Raw genomic sequence first — 25082 nt, 5'->3', positions numbered from 1 at the left:
TGCCGCTACTGCACAGACCCAGAATTCAGCCCGCCCGGAAAAGCCATCATCGCGTGGCGCTGCAGTCATTACCTCAGGCATAACATCCGGCTCCTCAGCCCATGAGCGCACCTTAAGCTCAAGCTACAGTCATGCCCTGCAGGCGGCCTCACAGGCAGGTCTTGCTGACCGACCATCCGGCCGCAAGTCCGCCTCCCGCAAAGCCGCCCGGAAAGCTTTTACCCCTGACCTCACTGCCTTTGCTCATATGGGCAACCTTGCCCATGCCGCAGCATGGGCCGGCTTTGCCTGCTCTCAGGCAGGCGGTGCTCAGTGCCAAAGCTCTCACACTCCAAATATCAGTGCTGCCCCATATGCACTCAATGGTAGCCAGGACAGCCTGGCTCTTAGTGCAGAGGAGGGCTTTGGCGCCCTGACCTCATTTACCGTCCCTGCACCTGCAGACTCATTGAGCCGCGCAGTCAGTGACCTTGCTGCCTGTGCGTCAGCATCTGTACCAGGCTCGGTCCCGGCAGCCAAAGCGGCCTCAGACTCAACTGAATGCCAAGGCCCGGCCGACTCTGTCCCAGCTTCACCATCCGGCACTGCCGGCTCTGCAAGCCTGTCAGCCTCAGATTCAGATAGCACCCCCGCAGCTGACTGTGCTGCCCATGGCTCTGAATCGAGCCCGGCCGCGGCCACTGCTGCCACCTCACCTATCACCACAGCTGGGCCTACATACCTTACATCCTCAGATGCAGATGCCGCCTCAGCAGCTGACTCTGCTGCCCCGGCCCCAGAATCCACCCCAGCAGCAGCCCCTGCCGCCACCTCATCTATCAGCACGGCTGGCCCTTCATACCTTACAGCCTCAGATGCAGATGCTGCTGCCCGTGCCTCTGAATCGAGCCCAGCAGCAGCCACTGCTGCCACCTCATCTTTCAGCACAGTTGGCCTTTCACACCTTACAGCCTCAGATGCAGATGCTGCCTTAGCAGCTGACTTTGCTGCCCGTGCCTCTGAATCAAGCCCAGCAACAGCCACTGCTGCCACCTCATCTATCAGCACTGCTGGCCCTACATACCTTACAGCCTCAGATGCTAATGCCGCCTCAGCAGCTGACTGTGCTGCCCTGGACTCTGAATCGAGCCCAGCAGCAGCCCCTGCTGCCACCTCATCTATCAGCACGTCTGGCCCTGCATACCTTACAGCCTCAAATGCTAATGCCGCCTCAGCAGCTGACTCTGCTGCCCGTGCCTTAGAGTCCGTCCGAGCAGCCACTGCTGCCACCTCATCTATCAGCACTGCTGGCCCTTCATACCTTTCAGCCTCAGATGTTAATGCCGCCTATGCAGCTGACTCTACTGCCCGTGCCTCAGAATCGAGCCCAGCCGCAGCCCCTGCTGCCACCTCGTCTATCAGCACTGCTGGCTCTTCATCCCTTTCAGCCTCAGATGCTATTGCCGCCTCAGCAGGTGACTCTACTGCCAGTGCCTCAGAATCGAGCCCAGCAGCAGCCCCTGCTGCCATCTCATCTATCAGCATGGCTGTCCCTGCATACCTTACAGCCTCAGACGCAGATGCCGCCTCAGCAGGTGACTCTGCTGCCCGTGCATCTGAGTCGAGCCCAGCCGCAGCCCCTGCTGCAACCTCATCTATAATCACTGGTGGCCCTTCATACCTTACAGCCTCAAATGCAGATGCTGCCTCAGCAGCTGACTCTGCTGCCCTGGGCTCAGAATCAGGCTCAACAGCAGCCACTGATGCCGACTTATCCATCAGCACTGCCGGTTCTGCAACCCTTTCAGCCTCAGATGCCAATGCCGCCTCAGCAGCTGACTCTACTGCCCGTGCCTCTGAATCGAGCCCAGAAGCCACCGTCCCAGCTTCACCATCCAGCACTGCCGGCCCTTCATACCTTACAGCCTCAGATACAGATGCCACCTCAGCAGCTGACTCTACTGCCCGTGCCTCTGAATCGTTCCCAGCAGCAGCCCCTGCCGCTATCTCATCTATCAGCACGGCCGGCCCTTCATACCTTTCAGCCTCAGACGCAGATGCCGCCTCAGCAGCTGACTGTGCTGCCATGGGCTCAGAATATGGCCCAGCAGCAGCCACTGCTGCCACCTCATCTATCAGCGCAACTGGTCTCACCGGTCCAGACACATCTGTCCCGGCTTCAGCCTTACATGCATTCACGGCATCTCATGCGCCATCATCAATGGCTGCACATTCCCCGGCATCCCCGGCCTCAGCCCTCCTGGCGCCTGTTTCCCCGGCCGCCCTTATGGACAGCCTGGAGAGCAGCTATGCTCTAAACAGTGCCGCTGTGGAGTATGGTGACAGCCCTGCTTTTACCGCTGCCCTGCTTGGTGACTATCTGCAGTGCCGTGATTATCTGTCCTCTTACTGCCGCATAGGCTATGTAGATCAGGACAGCCATACCGTACCGGAAAAGAAAACTGTCTATGGCGGTATTACCCGCAATGTGCTCAAAAACACAGCGCATAAGGAATATGTCCATGCCCGCCCTGAGGAGCATGATTTTGCCCTGCGCCGTCAGATGGACCTTGCAGCTGTATACAGTGCCTTTAAACCGGCCGTCCATGATGACGACCTTGCCCTGCTTGCCATGCCCCGCCATCACTGGTGGGGTTCAGTGCAGGCCTTTGAACTGCAGCTTGCCCTGGGCCGCTATTTGTGCCCTGAGGACATGGTGCTCAAAGACTCCCTTATCGGCAGTCACCATGTGCCTCTTACTATCATGGCCCGCTCTGGCCTCATGATGCTGTGCGACATCAGCTCAGATACAGTTGACAGCCTCTCGGACCCTCACTGTAAGTCCAATATGGCTGCGCTCTTTGACCATTTAAGCGCCGCCCGTGAGTCCCTTGTTGAGAGCCTGTCCCGTCATGAGCTCATCAGCTCCCACAGCGACGCCCGTCAGTGGCTGACCTCACGTATCAGCCTTACCCTGGTATTGCGCAACTGTGAGCCCGCTCAGCTCGCCCGCCGCCTCAAAGAGCAGCTGAGCTCAGCCCAGACCCGCTGTGAACAGCTGCAGGCCGAGCTGGCTCACCTTGATGCCATGGCACATGCCGACAGTGAACCGTCCCCGGACAGTGCTGTCCTTAACTCAGACATGGTCGCTCAGCCTGATACAGCTGATGCAGCTGAGACCTCAGGCGCCCGCACTCAAGCTTCATCCTCAACTGACGTCACCACCTGGACCGCATCAGCCCCGGCTCCAGCCTCGTCCACGTCAGGCTCCGCCACATCAGCCTTTGGCTCAAGCACAGACGCAGACTCAGCCTCAGACTCAGTCTCAAGTTCAGCCGCATCAGCTGACAGCTCTGCTTCTGCCTTTGCATCAGCCAGCCTGAGCACAAGGCAGCGCCGTCAGGCTCTGCAGCAGGAGTATGAGCACGCCAGCGACAGCCTGAGCTTTGCCCAGCGCTGCCTTGAGATATTGCGCAACCTGAGCACCAATAATATGTGCCTGGTTGCCATGGATGCCGTTACCCTGGCTGAGTACAGTACCTTAATGGGCCGTGACCCTCTGGTAAAAGTCCGCCTGCCTGAAGAGCAGGTCTGCGCTTCATGGTTTAACCCGGGCTCAGTGACAGCTGAGCTTGCCGCCTGCAAGTACGCCCCGGTACAGTCCAGCCTGTACGCCAGTGGCGCTGCCCATGACTCTTACCAGGCCTCTGCAGCCCCTTCAGCTGCATCCCAACCGGTGCACGCATATTCATCCCATGCAGCTGCAGTCCCAGCCGCCCACGCAGCTAAATCCCCTGCATCAGCTGCACTAAGCAATACTGCCTCAGAGGACCCTGCTGCTACTGAAACCTCAGTATTGACCCCATCAGGCTCTGCTGCCCCTGGCGCTCTTACTGGCTCCATTGCCTTTACCCAGGGCCGGAAGCAAAAACAGCATGGCCAGAAGCAAGGTAACAGCCAGGACTCCGCGCCAGGCGAGCATGCCCTGCACGGCGTGCACACTCTCTACGAACATAGCCGCCAGCATGGCGACCATGGCGTTTACAGCAATGACACCCATAACAGCCACACTGTAGAGCATGGTGAGTACAGCCTGAATTCCCAGAGCAGCCTGCGCAGTCAGCACCTGGCTTTCAAGAACAGCAGCCACTCTGCCCTGCACATCCCGTCTGCTCCGTACGTCTCTGCTTTTGACCCGGCTGCCGCTGCGGCCCAGGCCTGGTTTGTCGACAGTGCCTGGCCATTGCCAGGCAGTACCTGTACTGTTTCTGACAGCAGCAATGAGGCCTCCCAGGCAAAGAGCAGTTCCTCTGGTAAAGGCATGGCTGAGTCTGGTCGTGCCCGCACGGGACGTACCGGCCGCAGCAGCGCCGTCAAGTCAGGCCTGGAGGCCTGGCTTGAGCAGCAATGGCGGGGTGGCAAAACCCTCTGGCTTAATGACGACCTCACAGATAATGAGGATCGCTGCCTTGGTATGGAGCTTGACCACAGCACCGTACTGACAGTCATGCCTGATGCCATTGACGGTAAGGAAGCAGCTGGTGTTGCTGCCCATGGCGGCGCGTCTGCTTCTGGTGCCTGTGCTGATTGCAGCATTGGCTCAGATGCCTCGTCCCCAGCCGGTGAGGCAAGCGCTGTTGCATCCGGCTCTGCCCGTGCGTCTGCATCTTCCATATACGCCACCGCAGTCTCGTCTACAGCCAGCGCAGCAGCTACTGCTGCCGCTTCAGGTCACGCTTCAACCCATTCCACCCCGGCCGACACAGCTGTGTCTGCCGCATCTGATTCTGCTCACACAGTGGCTGCTCAATCCGGCGCTGCCCGTGTATCTGCATCTTCCGTCGATGGAGCAAATACTTCCGCAGCCAGCGCAGCGGCTAATGCTGCCGCCTCAATCCCGGCCTCTGCCCATACCACTCCGGCAGGCTCAGAGCTCTCTGCCGTTTCTGATTCTGCCCACACAATGGCTGCAGGGTCCGGCACTGCCCGTGTATCTGCATCTTCCGTCGAGGGAGCAAATACGTCCGCAGGAAGCGCTGCTGCTAATGATTCCGCCTCAATCCCGGCCGCTGCCCATACCACTCCGGCAGGCTCAGAGCTCTCTGCCGCCTCCCCTTCAACAGCCGCCTCAGCTGCCTCTGCAGCAACCTCCGCCGCAGCCTCTGCGCCAGCTGCTGATGCTGCCTCAGCATCTGCCGCAGCCAGTGCCAGTGCCGGAGTGAGCGCCATGGCCGGGCTGCCGCAGTGGCAGCAGCAGGTTCTGCAGGCCGTGCGCCGTATCAATTTGTCCCTTGGTGGCAAGGAGCATTACAGCTCCTTTACCAGCAGCCTGGTGCGCCGCAGCTGCAAAGAGCAGCCTGTGGTCATGAGCCATGTTTCCTGGCTGCCTGTGGCTCCCCTGCACTGTGACTTTTCTGGTCAGGCATCAGTAAGCTCAGAGCGCTCGCGCTCCTGGCTGTTTAACATGCTCAGAGTTAACAAAGAGCCGGCCGCTCCGGCTCAGGCCCTGTTAATGAGCATTATGACTGCCACAGCTGTCCATGATTACCGCCCGCTGCACGGCAGCGTGGATATTCAGGTTTTACGCTCAGCCTGGATGCAGCAGTCCTTTATGGCAGGACGTCTTACCATGGCCGCCCGTATGCGCCTTGCTCTGCCACAGCTGTATCGCTTTGCCTGCAGTGAGCAGCTGCAGCTGCTGCACAGCCGTGCCCAGGCTCTGGCTCTGCTAAATAAGGCCCGTAACCATCTCAGCTGTGGCCCTTATGAGCATATGAGTGCCCAGGCAGCCATCAGTGCCGCACGCCGTGCCGGCATAGAGAGCCATAACCGTGCTGTAGCTCAGGGTACAGCCCGTACCATGATGACCATGGGCATAAGCCAGGTACAGTCAGACCTTGCCCGAGCTGCCCTTGCCCACAGCATCAGACAGTCAGTTGAATTTGAGCGCGCCACCGCCATTGACGGGCGCCTGAGCGCCGCCCTGAGCGTACGCCCTGACAGGGAGGCAGCCGCCGGCGTACTGCGCAACCAGCATTTCCTGCCATGGATAGACCAGCATGTGCTGCGCTCCACCTTAAGCTCTATGGCCAGTACCTACAGCTCAACCTCCTGGGATACCCTGGTGGAGCGTCAGGAGCATGCCGCCCGCCTGGCCCGCAGCCACGAGCATAAGCGTCAGACCCGCCGTGAGCAGCAGCGACTGCAGGCCCAGGAGCGCCTGCAGGCCGCACGCGAGCGCCGTGCCGCCTCAGCCCGTGCCCGCCTCGAAAAGATCTTTGCTCAGGCCGCCCAGCGCATGGACGAACGCGCCGCCGCCCAGGCAGCCCAGGAGGCCGCCCGTGAGCGTGGTCAGGCTGAGGCTGCCGCCGCCGCAGCCGCAGCAACAGCCGCTCAAAGCGCCGCCGCCACGGACTTTGCTCACAGCTCTTACCAGGAAGGAGCGGCTGCCCAGGCGGCTTCAGACTCAAAGCCAAGCACATACTCAGAATCAAAGGCCGCCGCATCAGCCCCTGCCTCTGGCGCAACTTCATCTGCCCATGGCGCATCATCAGCCCCGGCAGCTGACAGCGCCCGCGCACCTGAGTCCTCCGCTCACGACCACAGCGCCGCTCACGAGGCCGGGGATATCATGGCCTCAGCCCAGCCAGCCACCCAGGCTGCTCACACCGGCAGCACCGCCCCGGGTCAGGGCGCAGCAGCCCCAGGAAGTGGCCCGAGTACAGTGAGCGGCTATGACTTTATCAGCGCTGCTGATGGTACTTACAGCCCTCAGGGCCCTGCCAGCCCTCTTGCGGGCATGGATGTCTTTGACGACTGGGATGATTACGCTGAGTCTTATGATTACAGTAATCAGGACTCAGATCAGGACAGCGCGTACGACTTCTTTGCCGACCCGGCCGACCAGTCCGACCCGGCAGGCTCGGATCACACGGCACCGGGCACCACACAGGCCGGTGACGCCGACGTGACCAGCGCCCGCGCCTGTGGTACTGCCCATGCCCAGGGATCAGCTGACAGTTCCCACGCAGCTCACGGCCTCAACGGCCGCAGCGGCAGTGCCTTTACCGCATCTGGCAACAGTGCCTTTACCACAGCCCCGGACTCAATAGACTCAGACAATACTGTATTCCTGCAGGGCAGCGCAGCTGCATCAGGAGATCTTGCCGGGGTGGAGCCGGACTGGTTCTTTGACAGCGTGTCAGGGGATGGCCCGGGCGCAGCTGCATACCATTCCGGCGCCATGCCTGGTATAGCCAGTGCCGGCACGGACCTCGTCTTTGATAAGGATGCCTCAGCGGACAGTTACCCTGACCCTCACAGCCTGGTGAGCTCCCAGGGTGGACAGGCTTTTACCCCTGAAGGTGCCGGGGCTGCCGATAGACTGCAGGGTAGCGCCCAGAGTCTGCAGGGCGGAGACCACGCTGTGGATCTGGCCGTACACTATGCCATGGCGGCCGTACCGGCCTCAGCAGAGCCAGCCGCCGCAGCGGCCAGCGGCGGACCTGCAGCTGCAGCCCATGGTCAGGATGCCCTGAGCACAGCTCTGCCAGGTCATGCCGGAGCTGATTCTTCATTTGATTGCCGTGAGCTTGATTTCCTTTCAGCTCAGGTACAGCTGCATCTGCAGCCTTTTGATTTTGACCTCGACCTGAGCTCCAGTAACGATACAGCCCCGGGCAGTCACACCGCCCCTGGCCATGGCCATGGTCATGGCCCAGCCTTACACTCAGGCCCCGGCCAGGACGACAGCTGGGATTTATTAAGCCCGGAGGCCGCCCATGCAGGGCAGGGCGCGGCAGCGCACACCTCAATGACAGGGGCTGATGCATCAGCTCTGGCAGCTGAGGCTGCAGCTCAGACTGCTCTCAATATCCACCCAGAGGCTGATGCCATGGCTGACCCACGGGGCCAGGACGCCTCCTCTGAAGTATCCACACCGGATGCTGCGGCAGCAGGCGCCCATGCCCAGGCTGACCTGGCTGCCCAACCAGACCTGACAGGACAGTCAGCCGCCGCTGAGGGCGCCCTGTCAGCTGAATCAGCGGGCCATGCTGTCTCTGCCGCCCGGAGCGGTATGGACACCCACCAGACCGCAGATTCCATGGCCGCCCAGGATGACCTGGCTGCCCCATCAGACCTGGCAGGACTGTCAGCCGCCGCTCAAGGCGCCCTGTCAGCTGAATCTGCTGGCCATACTGTCTCTGCCTCCCATAGTGGTATGAACACTCACCAGTCCGCAGATTCGATGGCTGCCCAGGTTGACCAGGCTGACCTCGCTGCCCCATCTGACCTGGCAGGACTGTCAGCCGCCGCTGAAGGCACCCTGTCAGCTGAATCAGCGGGCCATGCTGTCTCTGCCGCCCAGAGCGGTATGAACACCCACCAGTCCGCAGATTCCATGGCCGCGCAGGCTGACCTCACTGCCCCATCAGACCTGACAGGACTGTCAGCCGCTGCTAAGGGAGCCCTGTCAGCAGAATCAGCGGGCCATGCTGTCTCTGCCGCCCAGAGCGGTATGAACACCCACCAGTCCGCAGATTCCATGGCCGCCCAGGCTGACCATTCTGTCCCATCAGACCTGACAGGACTGTCAGCCGCTGCTGAGGGCGCCCTGTCAGCTGAATCAGCGGGCCATACTGGCTTTGCCGCCCATAGTGGTATGAACACCCACCAGTCCGCAGATTCCATGGCCGTCAAGGCTGACCTGGCTGACCATGCTGTCCCATCAGACCTGACAGGACTGTCAGCCGCCGCTGAGGGAGACCTGTCAGCTGAATCAGCGGGCCATGCTGTCTCTGCCGCCCATAGTGGTATAAACACCCATCAGTCCGCAGATTCTATTGCCGCCCAGGCTGACCATGCTGGCTCTCATGCCCCGGCTGCTGATGTTGCTGCACAGAACATGAAATCACAAGCCGCTTCAGTCGCACCTGCTGAAGGCACTGCCCCGGCAAGCCTCGACACCGACGAGACCGCAGCTGCAGCAACTGCTGCAGCTAACAAGTATCATGATGCAGGCCTTTTTGCCCTGGGCGACCAGTCTGCCACCGCAGCTGCCGCTGTCGCTGCATTCTCGCCTTCCTCAGTGGACCATTCAGCCCCGGACTTCCTGTCTGATTCTCACAGCGCCAGTGCTGTCCCTGAGCTCAGTGCCAGCGAGGATTACTCAGCTCTGGCTGATGACTTTGGCTCCCTTGATGATATGCGTACCTGGAATATGCTCTCAGGCAATGCCAGAAACAGTTCAGGATCTGCAAGAGCCCGCTCTCTGAGCGCTGATTTTGACAGCTGGCTGCCCGGATCTGATGGCGGTACTGTATCGGCCTTATCTGCCTTTGCAGGGCGTGGAGCCGGTACTGGCAAAGCTGTCAGTGCTGCCGGTTCTCATGGCACAGCGCCATCAGGATTTACAGCAGGTTCAGGCCATAGCCCGGCAGGGTCTTATGGCGCAGCTGCTTCAGACCCGCTTGCACTTGCCGGCCGCCAGCGCATTGGCTCCCCGGCTGCCTGTGCCGGTGAGAGTGGTCCTGGTGCACAGTCAGCAATAGCGCACGGTGCTCAGGCTTTTATCCCGGGTTCTGAGGGCGCTGCAGACGTTGCTTCTTCAGCTATGGATCCATGGGACTTTTTATCCTGGATGCAGCCTGATGATCTCGAGTTTAACGGTGCCGACATTCAGGAGCGCCGTCGCCTTGCCACCACACCTGTGGTCAGCCTGGCACGCGGCCGCCGCCGCACCCGGGCCACTGCTGATACCCTCAGCCCTGCAGACAGATCAGATGCCGCCCGGGGCAGCAGTGCAGCTGCACTGTCCGCAGCCGCCACTTCTGGTACTGCAGCAGGTGCTGCAGCATCAGCAGGTGCTGCTTACCGTGGTTATGCCTCGGGTGTAACAGCTGCAGCCGGACATGAGGGCACTGAGGCTGCCTCTGACCGCCCTTATGCTGCTTTCGGCTCAAATAATTCGGCATACAGCAGCCATGGCGCCCACAGCTCTGATAATGCCCATTCAGCTTATGGTGACCATGCTGACTATGCTGCCCTCGGCGCTTATGGTGCTTATGGCTCCCCAGACGCTTCAGGTTATTTCCCGGGTCAGAGCCCGGCCGACAGCGCCGCTGGCAGTGCTCACGGGAATGGTGTCCTTCACGGTGCCGGTGCCAGGGAGTCAGACCCGCAGGGCGCGGGCTTAGCTCAGGGACAACAGTCCAGGCACGAGGCGTACCGCCATGGCGGGGCTGGGGCAGCTGCTGCCCGGACAGATACAGGCACGGCTGCCTTATCCAGGGATGCAGCATCATCAACTGCAGCAGCCACAGGTAAGAATGACAGCAGCTCTGCAACCACCAGCTATCAGGGCAGTGATGCCATTGCCCGCTGGTTTGCTCAGGCTGACCGTCTGTTAGGTCCTGACTCTGCTAATGACAGCAGTGCCGGCAGTGCAGCTGGCGGCTATGCAGGAGGTTCAGCTGCGGCCGGCAGCTCTTCGGCCCGCAGTGTGGGTGCAGGGGCTGCTTACGGCTCCGGCGCGGGCGCTGAGCCTGGCTTTACAGGAGCGGGCACCGCTGCAGCCGGTCATGGGGCTGCGACTTATGCAGGCCAGTCAGGCCAGTCAGGCCCAGCTGGGCAGCACGCCCCTGTGGGCCGTGCCGGCTTCTCTGATGGCGCTTATGCAGGCCCGGCCGGTGCCGGTCAGGCCGGTGCCGGTCGTGATGACAGTAAGGTTTATCCAGGTCGTGCCGGCCATGACAGCGCTGTGGGCCGTACCAGCCACGGCGCTCATGGCTCCCATGCAGGCCATGACGTCCATACAGACTATGGCAGCCATGCGGCATATCAGTCTGGTGGAGCTCAGGGCTCTGCCCCTGCTTATGCTCATGACAGCATACGCCCTGTGGGTGATAAGGCCATCAGGGTAAGTACCAGCCATTCCCTGAGTAATGACCCTTACTTTGGTGCCGCCTTTGAGAGTGCTGATGCCCCTGGTGGCGCCGGTGGCTCAGACCGTGCTCATGGTGCAACTCTGTCAGGGCCATTTGCCCAGGCTGCGTCAGCTGCCCCGGGCAGTGGTATCTACCAGGGTGATGATCTGGCCCTGCAGCCGGTAAGGCGCGGTCGTGGCCGCCCACGCAAGTACCCTCCTCAGGAAAAGAAGGTACTGCCTGTTATCCTCGATGAAAACGGCAATGTGGTCAAAAGAAGCCGTGGCCGTCCGCGCAAGCAGCTGCCACCGGGCCAGCACTATGCCTCTGAAGATGAGCTCATTGCCCTGTATGGGCCTTACTGGCAGGAAGTACTGTCAGGTCAGGCTCCTGCAACTCAGTCACCTCCGGCAGTAAGGCCACAGGACCACATGCCGGGATATATGCATAACACCCAGGCCGCCCCGGCCACTGCAGGCATGGGCTTTGAGCATATGCTCAACCCTGACGGTTCAGCAGTGCAGCTGTACGACGAATACAGCACTGCTGCCCTGAGCGCCCACCACGAAGATCTGTCTGACGCTGCCTCCCACGGCAGTGCTGCAAAGGGTGGCCAGGACAACTGCTCCAGCCATGCAGGCAAGGGCGGCCAGGGTGACCTGGGCAGCGCCCTGAATGCCAGCCACAGCCATGGCAGGGATGCCGCAGCGGCACAGGGTCAGAGCGTACCAGGGGATTATTACCAGACTGTGTACTCAGGTGCTCAATACTATGACCACGGCCGTGCCCCTCAGGCCCATAAGGCTAAGACCGCTCAGGAAAGCGAGCATTCTCAGGACGCTCAGTCCGTTCATTCCGCTCATTCCGCTATGTCTGTTCAGTCCGAAAGGGCGGCTCAGCCAGCGACAGCTCAGTCAGCCATGGCAGGACAGCCAGGCCTGTCTGGTGAGCAGGACGGTTCTGCCTCAGCTGTCGCCAATGTCACGGCTCAGACCAACTCTGCCCAGGCCTCAGCAGGCCAGATCTCACGATCCGGGGGTCAGGGACAGCAACAGGGCTCGGGAGCCAACCCGGCAACAGCCCAGGCAACGGTTCCAACAACAGAGCGAACAGCTGCCGGGGCAGCGCAATCGTCCCATAGGGCACAGAGCGCTCACAGCGCTCAGGGCGTTCATGGCAGAGGATCGGCATCAGCTGCTGCCTCACCAGTCACAGCAGGAGCAGCTGCAGCCGTGCCGTCGTACCTGCAGGGTATCAGCCCTGAGGACGAGCCAGAGGACCGGGAGCAGCACCAGGGCCGTACAGGCCATCAGTCAGTAAACACTAATTCAGGCCAGGATAAGGGAGGCCACCATGACCAGCACTAAATCTGATCGCAAAGCACATCAGGCTGACCAGGTACAGTCCTCCAGTCTTATGCCTGAAAACAGTGAGCTGGATATCTTAAGCCCTCAGGACGCAAGAGAACCTGAGGCTGAGCTGAGCACTCAGGCCCGGACAAAAGGAGCATCAGGCTCTGCCCGCAGCGCAAAGGCCGCCACTGCCACTAAGGCCGCAAAGACAGAAAAAGGCACCAGATCCACCAGGACCAGAAAAGCCGCCTCAGGTAAAAAGGCCCCAGGCGCTGGTGCAGCTGATCACAGTGCAGATCTCGACCATAGTGCTGCCGCTTCAGGTCAGCAGGCCGCCGTATCTGGAGCCTCAGCGGCACACAAAAGTGCTGCTGCTTCACAGAAGGCTGCAGGAGCTGTAAATGGAGACCATTACAGTGATGCGGCGTATGACCTCAGTGGTGGCCGCGTGGCTGGTGATGATGGTGCCGAGGGTGATGCTGACAGCGCAGGTGCTGATGCATCTGCTGAGAAGTCAGGTGAGCGCAAGGCCCGTCCAAAGAGCCGCGCTACCTCCAAAAGCAGTGCCAAAGGCGCTGCAACTTCACAGGAGACTGCCGGTGCTCAAGAGGGAGACCATTACAGTGAGGCTGCGTCCTGCCTAAATGGTGGCCGCGTGGCTGGTGAAGGTAGTGCCGAGGGTGATGCTGACAGCGCAGGTGCTGATGTATTTGCTGAGGGCTCTGGTGAGATCAAGGCCCGTTCAAAGGGCCGCGCTGCCGCCAAAGGCAATGCCAAAGGCGCCGCAGCTTCACAGGAGGCTGACGGAGCTGTAGAGGGCGACCATTACAGAGAGGCGGCGTCTTACCTCAGTGGTGGTCGCGTGGCTGGTGAGGGGTGTGACGGTGCTGGCGCCGACAGCGCAGGTGCTGATGCATCTGCTGAGAAGTCAGGTGAGCGCAAGGCCCGTTCAAAGGCCCGCGCTGGCTCCAAAGGCAATGCCAAAGGCGCTGCAACTTCACAGGAAGTTACCGGAGCTGTAAAGCGAGACCATTACAGTGAGGCTGCGTCTTACCTCAGTGAAGGTCGCATGGCTGGTGATGATGGTGCCGAGGGTGGCGCTGACAGCGCAGGTGCTGAGGCATCGGCTGAGGGCGCATCTCAGCGCAAGGCCCGTTCAAAGGGCCGCGCTGCCGCCAAAGCCAATGCCAAAGGCGCTGCTGCTTCACAGGAGGATACCGGAGCTGTAGAGGGAGACCATTACCGTGAGGCTGGGTATGACCTCAGTGGTGGCCGCGTGGCAGGTGATGATGGTGCCGAGGGTGATTGCGACAGCGCAGATGCCGGGGTATCTGCTGAGGTCTCTGGTGAGCGCAAGGCCCGTTCAAGGGGCCGCGCTGCCGCCAAAGCCCAGGGCAGCTCCTTAAAGTCTGGCAAAGCTGCTGACGCGGGCAGGGACTATGACTGTGCGCTTGACGACCTGTCCTGTGAGTCTGAAAAGGACAGCCCGGCAAAGGCCCAGTCCGCCCGTACCGGCACCAGGACTGCCAAATCCACTCCGGCTGGCAAAAAGACCAGCCCGGGCAGCTGCGCAAAAGCAGACCCGTCTGACAGGCCAGGCTTTGCTGATTCCCCTGCCGGTGCTGACCACAGTGAGGCTGCATACAACCAGGACGATGATTACACTGATGGAAGTAATGCCTCTGGTGGGGACAGCTGTGCCTGCGACGGGGAACATGAGAGCGGCAGTGACAGCAGCTCACAGGACAGGTCACGTGCTATGGGCAAAGGTGGAGACGGTGGCCCTGCTGCCGCTGCTGCCAGTGTAGCCGGCCGTGCTCAGGGCCGCTCCGGTCGCTCTGGCGCTGCATCTGAGGGCGCGGGCTGGCATGACAGCTCTTCAGACATTGATGGTGCGGGTGCAGAGAGTAATCTTGCTGCTGCCACCATGGCAGATTTGCAGGAGCGCAGCGCAGGTGAGATAAGCCGTCAGGGTGTACTGGCAGGAGGACCGGGCGATGCCCAGCTGGTTGCGGCCTCGGCCGGCGAGCGTGAGCAGCTGCTTGATATTACCCAGTTTAGAAACCGTGTGCTCTTTAACCTCGGCCGTGAGCTGCGCTCAGCGGCCCCGGCTCATAACCGTGATGTACTCATGCGCGGCAGTATGACTGTGCAAAAGCCACTTGCTGACCGCCGCCTTACCCTGCTGTCCCTGCCTCCTGAGCAGCTTGAGGTGGTAACCTCATCCCAGCCTCTGCTGGTAGTAGATGCCCTGACCGGTATAGACCTCAAGGCACTGGCCGTAGAGCGTGCCGTATGGCTGTATACCACCCTGACCATGGAGCGCCTGCAGGATGCGGGTGCGGCTGTCGCCGGCGCTGATGTCGTGGGGAGCACTGTGGACAGCACCGTGCATGGCGCTGGGGGTGATGCCGGCAGTGAGGCTGTCGGGGATCATGACGGAAGCGAGCGTGCATCTGAGTCTTCAGCTGCTGGCGCGGGCGCTGGTGCAGCCGGAGCCGGGCCTGAGGGCCTTACCGGGGCTGGGGCTGCTGCTGGCCGGGCAAGGCCGGTAAAGGTGCTCATTGTCTCGGGCAGGGCTAATGGCAGTCGTGATTTTGAAGAGCTGCTTTGTGAGCATGTGGCCAATCTGGACCTTGCTCACTTTACCGTATGCGATCAGGTCAATATCACCGGTTCATTGTCACAGTGGGATGTAGTAGTCATAAGTGATGCCACGGCAGTAAGTCCGTGGCTGCTGCACCGTTTTACCGTAACCGAGAGGCCTGAATATCTCACCGTCTTTATGGATGGTGCCGAATTTATCCATAACATTACCTCTCATGGTGATGAGCCTGTTGAACATATCCTGGCTCTGGGCATGCAGCCTGTGCTCTCTGATCTCGAGATAGCCGTACTGGGCTATGCCATGGCCCGTGCTGATATAAGAGGACCTGATGCCGACTCTCTTATTGATGATGCCCTGTACTATGCCGAGCACTTTTGCTCTCAGGAGCAGAGTGATTTGCTGGTAGCTGATCTCTACAGCTCCTTAAAGGGTGAGTACTCCAAATCTGTCAGACTGTCCCCGGCTCAGACCCGCAAGCTCAACAATATGCTGCGCTCGCGCCTTAATGTCGACCCTGACCATCCCGGCCGCTGTGAGCTCAGCAAGGTAAGCCTCAATGACGATGAGCGCACTGCCCTGATGAACTGGCAGCTGCGACCTCAGACCTTCCTTGAGCAATGCACTTCAGGTCAGAGCGCCACTGTTTTTACCTCGGCCCTGTCACACTCGGCCGCCTCCCTGGCCCGTGCCTGGCCGTGGCAGGCACGACGCAATGCCACCCGCCGCAATCTGCAGCTTTTTAACGATTTGCTCAGATCCTGTGGCCTTGAGGGCTTTGAGGCGGGAGTTAGCGCCAGGGCCGGTAATGGCCATCACAACTGTGAGCATGGTCTGCACTCAGCAGCCCTGCCGGGCCTGGCTCAGCCTGGGGCAGCCGTACCGGGTGTCCCATTGCCGGGAGCTGCATTGCAAGGCGCAGCTGTGCCTGGTGCTCCTTTGTCTGCGGCAGCTGTACCTGGCACTGTATTGCCCGGATATGCCGGTACTGCTGGCCTGTCTGGTAATGCAGGTGGAGCAGGTCTGGCCGGTAGCGTGGGTATTGATGCTCATGCAGCTAATGGAGACAGTGCTCCTGATGCATCTGATGGCCTCAGCGATGCTCAGGCAGCCTGTGGTGCGGCAGTGACAGCACAGGGCGCTGCATATGGTGATTACCATGGTGCCATGCCAGGCGCTGCTCAGGGCGCCACAGCTGGTGCTGCGCATACTGCTGCTCAGGGCGGTGCTGATGGCTTTGCCATGGGTACTGCTGCTGGTTCAGCCGAGGGTACTGTTGATGGTACTGCTGTGCCCGGGGCTGCTCTGCCTTTATGGTATGAAGGGTCACTGTTTGATGAACTGGGTATTACCCTTGAATACTGCTCGAAGGTATTGCACAGCCCTGATGTATTACCGTCGGTGGTGTACCTTGATGAAAAGGCACGCCGTCCGGCTGTAGCTCATGCTCTTAAGGCTGTGCCAGGTGATGAGGGTCTGGCCGGTGATACCGTTTACGATGGTGAGTATGGCAAAAGCGCTGCGCCAGGTCAGAGCGATGCGTCAGGCGTAACAGCTGAGAACGCAGCGTCTGCCAGGGGCCGTGGTGCCGGGGATAGCGCTGAGCCTGGTGACAGCCTCGATGCAGGCATGGCCTCAGGGGGTAGTTACGGGGATAGCGAGGACGGTGAGGACGGTCAGTCAGGTCCGGAAGAACATGCTGGTCATGCTGGTAAGGACGGTGCCTCAGGTCAGTCAGATTATGACGACGGTAACGCTGCAGCTGGTGCTGACAGCGCCTCTGGTCTTTATGGGGCTGACGGCCTGGACTGCCTGGGCGGTTTGGACATCCCTGGTGGTTTGGATGGCATGGGCGGTTTTAACGGCTTTGATGTGCGTGAGAACCTGGATGCCGTGGAGCAGATTGGCTTTGGGCCGCGTCAGGCCTGTGGTGCCAGCGGCCCTGAGCAGGGCCTTGGTCTGGCCCCTGAGGTTTTGTGCGCCCTGACAGCCGAGCTTGAGATACCTGTATTCCATTCCTTTGCCTTTGCTCTTGCCAGTATGCAGGTGTACTTAAATGCCCGTATGGGCTTTAAGGTAGATGCCACTGCACAAAAAGGATGGTCTGCCTTCGTGCGCCGTAAGAAATGGCGTTCCTTTGCTGATGACTTTGACCGTCGCTGGCTGCAGTGCGTTACCACCCTGCGTGCCAACCGACAGGAGCGATGTGAGGCTCAGACAGCCCTGCGTCTGCTGACCCTTAATACCACAGCCGCACCATTACTTACCTCGGCCCTGCATAACTTTGCCTCACGCTGGTACCGTGACCACGGTATTGATACCCGCCTGGCCCTTAACAGCGATGAAAGCCACTGGCAGCTCATGGACGCTGCCGCCCGTGCCAGCCTGCTTTCCCAGGCTGACGCCCTTGATGAGGCCTGGGCCCGCAGCCTTGCAGACCATGGCGCCGACAGGAGCACCGGTACCAGCTCTGGCGCCGGCACCGGCGCCGGGGCACGTGCTGCTCACAGCGCAGGCGCGGGCGCGGGACCCCAGGCTCTGGCAGGTTCAGCTGGCGGGGCGGGCGCTGGCAGTATAGCTGTGTCACCTGCCGGTGCGGCTTTGCGTGCTCAGGCTCTGTCCTTTAAGGCCCTGTCGGCCTTTGACCGTAACCGTCTGGCACTGCTGGCCTCCCTGGGGGACTGGTGTCTTGACCATATGGACAGTACTGCAGCCGGCAGCACAAGGCAAAGCTCGAGCCTGAGTTCAGGTGCGGGCGCCCAGAGCATGGGCCTGGCTGCCAGTGCTGCCCAGGGCGGGACTGAGCGACATGCTCAGGAGCGCCAGCGTCAGCTGATGGTCTGGATGCTCAGTAAGGGCCTGACTCCATCACAGTCTGCCACCATGCTGCGCATGGAGCAGCTGCATGAGGCCCTGCTTGCGCTGCAGTCTGCTTCGGCCTGCAGCTGCACCCTGCCTGGTATTTCTTCCCAGGGCAGGGGTCCATGGGGTAACAGCAGCTTTATTGATGGAGCTCCAGGCTCTTTCTACCGTCGCTACGGCCGGGGTCGCAGTGCCAATGTAACTCTGGGCATGAGCCCGGCTGCGCCAGCGGCAGCTGCGGCCAATGCTGCAGCTGCAGCATCAGCATCTGGTGATGGGGCAGCCTCAGCCAGCTCTGCTATGGAAAAGTCTTCAACACTTGCCGCCGGGGCTGCGGTTGGGGCTGCATCAGCAGCTGCGGCCCCTGAGGCTGATGCCTCACTGCTGGCAGTTTCGCCTGCATCAGCTCAGTCAGCAGCTCCTGCCGGTGCAGCAGCTGCGGCTGCTGATACTGGCGGTCTGCGCCGGGGCGGAGCCGGGGCTGGAGGCTCTGGTATGCGCGCCAAGGCTGACAGTATGTGGGCTCAGTGGGAGCGAATGCTTAAGGCAAGGCTGCGCAATGTGTGGCACAGGCCTCATTATGTGCTGCTTGAGCCATCGGTATTAAGCCGCCCTCAGGCTGAGGATCATGCCTGGGGATCACTAAAGCTGATAAGCCATGCCCCTGGCCTTAAAGAAGAGGCCCGTCGTGAGGCTGCCTGCTCAGTGGTGCTCGATGAGAGCAATGAGCTCTTATCCTGCTCCCTGTCCTTTAAGCAGCAGTGGTATGAAGATGCCGCTCTGGATGCTGCGGTAAGCGGCCTTGCTACTCTGGCACAGCGTGCCGCCATCAGCGGCTCGCCTGTACAGCCTCTGGCCGTAACTCCCCGTCGTGGCCGCTCCCGTATCGACGGTAACAGCCACAGCACCTTAATCAGGGCCCTGCAGCAGCTGCCGCAGCGCACCAGCTCCGCCACCCGTGCTGCGGCATCAACCAGCAGCTCAACAGCCTCTGCCATTAATGCCGGGTATGGGCAAGGGGCTCCTTTATCTGCTGCAGGCGCTGCACAAAGCGCCGCCGCCGGGTACAGCTCCCCACTTGGTGTTAATGACCAGGCTGGCATGACCTGCCATACAGGCATGAATGGCAAGGCAGGTCAGGCTGCTCACAATGACCATGCCGGTCAGCATGACTATGCTGCTCAGCCTGGCAGTGCAGCTAAGGCAGGGCAGGCTTTATCAGGCCCGGTCCCGGGAGGCGGCCCTGCTGCACCGGCTCTGTGGCAGCAGGGGGTGAGCTTTGAGGGTATTAACAGTGCTGTACCTTTATGGTCGACCCTGCAGGGATCCTTACTGCCTGGCGCTGCCTGCTGGCAGCCTGATTTGACTACTGCCTGGACCATAAGCTCAGTACAGACTTCCTTTAATGTACCAGGTCTGCGTCCTCTGGCAGCTACCTTAAGCTCACAGAGCTATGACGCTCTGGCCGATGAGGTCAGAGCCGGGCTTAATATCCGTACCGAGGCCCAGGGCAGGACTGGCTGTGCCGCCGGTCGTGGCCGTATCAATACCCGGTTCTGCCCGGATCTCAATGGTGGTCAGGTCAGCATGAACAGCTTATCTGCAGCGGCTGATGGCTTTTCATCTGGGGCTGCTGCCTGGGCCATGACTGGCCATGCCCCGGCCCCTGTCTCTGGTGCTGGTGCTTGCGGAGCTGTTGATTGCGGCACTGCAGTGCCTGGAGCAGGATCGGCTGCAGGTGCAGCTGCAGCTGCTGGAGCTGTGGCCGGGCATTGTTCATTTTCTGCAGCCCTGCCTGATCGACAGTGGAGCCGTCTGTCGCTGACTTCGTCCATGGGAGCATGGACAGTAGCCATGGCTCTGCACTGTGGCAGTGATGTCATGTCCTCACTGCAGCGCAGGTCCCGTGACAGTCTGCAAGTCCAGGAGCTGCGTGATCGTGTTTATTACCAGTCCCAGTTCGACAACGATGAGGGCAGTGCCGCTGTTTCTGCCCATGCTCATGCAGATACATTGGCTCATGGAAATGCATTGGCTCATGGAGAGTCAGCTGGCTGTGGTGTTGACCTGGCTCATGGAGTGTCAGCTGGCTGTGGTGATGACCTGGCTCATGAAGAGGTACGGGCCCACGCAGCACACGCAGATCTCCAGTCTCAGGAATCTGCTCAGGTAAAAGACCATGGCCAGTCTCAGACCATGGCAAGTGCCAGGAGAGGTGCGGTTGGGGCTGCTGGCGGCCGTGGTGCAGCCGCAGTAGCTCAGCGACGCACAGTGGCTAAGCGACGCACAGTGGCGCGCAGCATTAAGGGAGCTCCTGAGGAGATTGATACCGTATCAGTACGTCAGCCGGCCCTGCTGGCTGTATTTACCTCACGCAGGCTTAATGATGAGCGTCGTGAGCATCAGTATTCACCATGGCGTACCTTTTACAACGAAGATGAAAGCGCATGGCTCAGTGATTTAATGGCAGCGGTCTGTTATAACAGCCGTGATGAGCAGGCTCTGTTAAGCACAGTACTGCTGTGCTCGGATAACAGGGAAATCAGTACTGTGCTCGATGCTGTCAATACTGCAGCTGCCCGTATGCATTACCAGGGATCAGATGATCTTGGTCTGCCATATCACGACCACAGCCACATTCCGGCCTCACGTCGTGCTCTGCAGGCTGCCGCAGCTCTGCACGGCACCGACGGCACAGCCGCAGCTGCCGGTGCCCCGGCTCCGCTGGACGAACGCGGTGCACGGCGCTCAGGCCAGACAGGTGAGGTACTGGCCGCAGGATCTGCAGTGGCTGCAGGCTATGCAGCTGATGGCGGGACTTACGGCAGTGCTCATGATGGGTACTCTCTGAGTGGCCACAATGGGCAGCCTGGTCATAACGGCTCTTACAGTAATCACAGTAAGTCAGCTAAGAGCAGTCATAATGGCCCTTACAGCCAGAGCCGTAATAGTGTGCATGCCGGTCTGTATGGCAGCCGAACTCAGGCTGATTTAAGCCATGAGTGGACTACCTTCTGGTCATGGGGATCGGATCTCAGTGCTGCCGGTATTGAAGCATCGCTCAGTGCTGCGCTCTTTGCTCCGGGCAGTCAGTCCGAGCAGGCCGTTCTGGCCGCAAAGGCTGACCGCTATGCTCAAAGTCTGACAGGCAGCAGCGCTGACGAACTTTCAGGCGCCGGCACCGGCTCAGTATCAGCCGGGGCCCTGGCTGGCGGCACTGTTCCAGCCACTTCGGTCCTTGCAGAGGTTGCAGCTGAGGCTGCAAGACAGGCTCACTATGACCTAAGCGGTCTGTCAGATCTCTATGGTGACAGTGATGTCCAGGACAGGCCGGGCAACCTGGATAACCCGGATAACAGCCAGAGTGACAGTCTGTCAGCTTCTATAGCTGACGGGACGGCTATTTTACTGGCCTGTGGTAAGGGCAGTGGCCTCAGGCCTGGTATTAATCCATTCCCGTCAGGAGACAGACACAAGAGTGCCGGCCGCCGTGCGGCTGAAGCTGCCAATATGGGCACAGAGCGCTCAGACAGTCTGATTAAACAGGCTGTACATAACAGCCGTGACCATATGCTCGACTCCCTTGCGGGCCTTATCGACCCGCAGCGCCCTCACGGCCCGGCCGAGGCCGGCCGCTTAGAGGCCGTGCCTGGTACACAGGGCTTATCTGAGGCGCAGGGCGCAAATGGCGCGCACAGCTTATCTTCTGTACCGGGTGCTCCCGCTGCCCAGGGTACGTCCGCTGCCCAGGAGGCGGCTGCTGTGGCGGCTGCTGCCTCTGGCGCGCAGGGCGCCCCGTTAAGCTCAGGTAAGCCTGGCATAGCCGGGGCTGCAGGATCTCCATGTGCTGATACATCATCTGAGCTGGCCCGGGCCGGTATCTTAACCTCCGGACCTGCTGCGGCCTATGCGCCTGCTGCTGTATCAGAGCATGGGGCTCTGACTTCAGGCTGGGTATCACTGCAGCTGCAGCGTGCTGCGGCCCGTAATACTTACTATCTCTTTGCTCAGACTGGTGGTGAGGGCATTATTGAACGCTCCCTGCTGCCACCTGAGATCCTTGAGCAGCTGGCCCAGCAGGCAGAAGACAGCGAATCTGTATCCGGCCAGGGCCAGGGGCAGATGCAGGGACTCAATCAGTCTCAGGCTCATGTCCAGACTGCAGTAACAGGGCGTAATGTGGCTCCGATCGGCTCCTGTCCATGGCAGCCGGGCAATGGCCTGCAGCCTCTTACTGCCCTGAGTACTGAGCAGCTGTGGCCAGTGATAGTCCCGGCTGCTCCAGGGGATATCAGATCAGCACTGGATAACAGTGCCGAGTATCAGGCTGCCAGTGACAGTGCCTTTGCAGTATCCCGTGCTGTTTTTGCTTCTTCGGGTATTGAGCAGACCACCTTAAAGAGCCCTGATAAGGCCATGGTGGAGGCTGCCTGTAATGCCTTTGCTCAGGCCGATATGGCGGGCTGTACCTTAAAGCGCAGCCGGTTCTACGCCGGTACCGATGAGGCCATAGCGCATGCATTTGCGCTGCCATCCCGTGCCCGCAGCCGCCGCGAGCAGCAGCTGCAAAGGCAGAGGCAGTCGCAAGAGCAGCTGCAGGGCAATGAGCAGCCTCAGGGAGATTTTCAGGCTGACCGTAACCAGGACCTGTACTCATCAGGAGGGCTATACGTAGTAAGCGCCGGTGCTCATGATGAGCACCACGACACTGCCGCTGGTGCTGCCGCTGCAGCAGGCACTGGCTATGACAGTGGGCAGGATCGTGGACATGAGGGGATGCCTGGCTATCGGCAGAGTCTGCTCAGCGGTACGAATCTGACTGACAGCATTGAGGGTGATGATTACCTCGATAACGACAGTGCTGCTGATGCCATGACCACCCTTTATGCCGGCCTGGGCCCTGACCCTGATTTACGCTATGGCGGAGATGAGCGCAGCCGTGCTCTTGAGCAGGCGGCAGCTGACTTGCGCGTACGCGTAGGTCAGGCTCAGCAGCGCTGCCGTGAGGCTGCTGCTGCAGTTAAGACACTTGCTGACAGGGTAATGGGCCGCTTTTCATCTGTAGAGCTGAGTCAGATTGAGGACACTGGTGATGCCCTGCCTGAGTTTGTGCTGCAGATTGAGGACTTTGTGCCCGATCTCTACAGTCGCTATGCCGTGTTTAACACGGCTGCTGACGACTTTTCCTGGCTGGGCCTGCCTGCAGGCGAGCCCGGTGCTGCTCAGACCAGCATGGTTGCCACCCGCCAGCATGGTACCGCCCAGTATCTGGACTTTATGCTGCGCTATGGTTCTACCCCGGTACGTACCTCACTGTCAGCCCACAGCATGGAGCTGGTAATGAGCCGTGCCCTTAATGCCCAGTTGCGTTCTTCATCACACCAGACCACGGTATTGCGTCATATCTTTGAGCTCTACCGTCTGACTCTGGCTCATCTTGAGACCAGCTCTACCCCGGCAGCCCTGCGCAGCCACTATGCCACAGGCCTGAAAAACGTGGAGCGCGCCGCCGTGGACTTCCTGGTGGAGCTTATCACCAGCCTGATGCGACCACAGCCTCTGCCAAAGCCTCAGCCGCAGCCGCAGCCTCAAGGCCAGGCTCAGCCAGACGCGCATACCAGTGCCAGGGCCGGGGCCATGGCCATAGCCAGTGCCCCACAAGCCCGACCTGATCTTATGGGCAGGGCTCATGTTTATGAGCAGGGCCATGCCATTGGTGTCAGTGGTGTGGCTCAGTGTGATGCCGTTCAGGGTCAGGCCCTGCACCGCATCAACAATGTGGTCAGTGCTCCGGCTGCTGCCATATTGCGTGAGGCTGAAAGCTCACTGAGCTCAAGGGTGTATTTTGGTGATGACAGTAATGCAGCTGCCCGCTGTGCAGCCGGCATTACCATTAATCCGGAGGTCAGATCCGGTTCACAGGATCAGCAATGCCACAGCAGCCATGAACATGGCTGGTTCAGTGCTGAGCAGCAGGATCAGGCAGCAGCCCAGCGCATGCTGCGTGAAGAGCTCATGCTCGAGAGCCATTATGAGCAGTTTAATGAGTACACTCTGGTAGCTTTTGAGTTTATGGACAAGCTCAGAAAGGAGCTCGATCTGGACAGTTTTGACTGGGGTATCAATTTAACCACTGCAGGTGAGGACTATGTCTATGTCAGGGAGCGCAATGAATTAAGCCGCCGCCGCGCCTGCGGTGAAGAGCCGTCCGGTGCTCTTGACTGGCAGCTGCTGCACAGCCTGCTGCCTGAGCAAAAGCAGCGCTGGTTTATTACCAGAGTGCTTGAGGTCAGCTCATGGCTTGATAACAGTCATGCCCGTCGCAACAGCGGCTACTTTGAATACGCGGGCGTATTATCGCTGAAAGACCGCATTACAATGGCGGCCTTAAGCCCTGACTTTATGACCGGTGCCGTCACCCTGCTTAGCAGTCTGATGGCCATCAACAGTCCGCTGGCCCACAGCAGGACCGCCCGCCGCTTTGACGCTATCATGGCTCACAGCTTCAGACTGCCCCAGGAAGGCCGTCTGCCAGCCCTGACGTCAGCAAGAGCTGACGAGCAGGCACCGGCAGCACCTGCAGCAGTATCAACTGCAGCGGCAGCATCTTTTGCCTCAGGTGAGGAAACAGCCTGTCTGAGCCAGCATCAGCTTGAGCGTATCAGGAACTTCTTTGTCTCCCGTGCTATTACCATGGCTGAGCAAAATGATGACAGTCGCCGCAGCATTGAGCTGCAGCTGCTGGCGCCTTCGGCTCATGACCGTGTTATCTGTCTGCTCTGTGCCCAGCATCTGTCAGCACTGCATCCTCTGTATGAGAATATGCGTGATGAGATGATTCAGGCATGGCTGCCAGCTCCGGGCTCTGACCTCAACGCTCTGGCCGACAAGGTAAGAAAAGACAGAGAGCTTGCCCGTGAGCAGATTGCAGCTCGGGCTCCACAGGGCAGCGTCAGCTCCCGTCCATCGGAGCTTGCAGAGGTGCTGGAGGTTAATGATGGCTATGATGCTGCTTATGGACAGATGCTTGAGGCGGTAAGCACTGCGCTGCAGGATGACTATGAGGTATTTTCAAGTGAGCTTACCCGTGCTGCAGCTGCCCGTACCCGCTTTAAAATCAGCGCTGAGGAAATCAATATCAACTTCTTCAGCCGCCTCAATCAGGAGCATGTCGATCGTATCTGCATTATGCTCGGCCCTGATGAAGTGCCTAAGATGAAGGAGCTGGTACCGGTAGCCGGTCTGGCACGCTCTGAAGTCAGAGTGGTGCACTGTCACGAGAAGCTCACCACCGGTCTGAGCCAGGTAACAGGCACAGCCCTGACCATGCATCAGGAGCTTATCCGCCGCCTGAGCTGA

2 protein-coding genes (1 of these 2 cut by a window edge) are annotated in these 25082 nt (G+C 60.2%); both read left to right on the top strand.

Annotated elements, in window-relative coordinates; genetic code table 11:
- Positions 1 to 12271, top strand: partial view of a hypothetical protein gene (locus MXE39_RS07635; RefSeq protein WP_246977995.1) — the 3' portion only. It extends 2126 nt beyond the left edge of the window; only the last 12271 of its 14397 coding nucleotides appear in the window; its start codon lies off the left edge, out of view; its stop codon occupies positions 12269 to 12271.
- Positions 12258 to 25082, top strand: a complete 12825-nt coding sequence (locus MXE39_RS07630; protein ID WP_246977994.1) for a hypothetical protein — start codon at positions 12258 to 12260, stop codon at positions 25080 to 25082. The genes MXE39_RS07635 and MXE39_RS07630 overlap by 14 nt, the downstream gene beginning before the upstream one ends.

Origin of the sequence: Anaerobiospirillum sp. NML120511, from assembly GCF_023050955.1 — a bacterium.
In the GTDB taxonomy this organism is placed as follows: Bacteria; Pseudomonadota; Gammaproteobacteria; order Enterobacterales; family Succinivibrionaceae; genus Anaerobiospirillum.
Note: the sequence above shows the minus strand (reverse complement) of the source record. Positions and strands in the feature narration are given on the sequence as shown.

Coding starts and splice junctions, on each gene's coding strand:
- MXE39_RS07630 (WP_246977994.1), top strand. CDS start 12,258: ATGACCAGCACTAAATCTGATCGCAAAGCACATCAGGCTGACCAGGTA.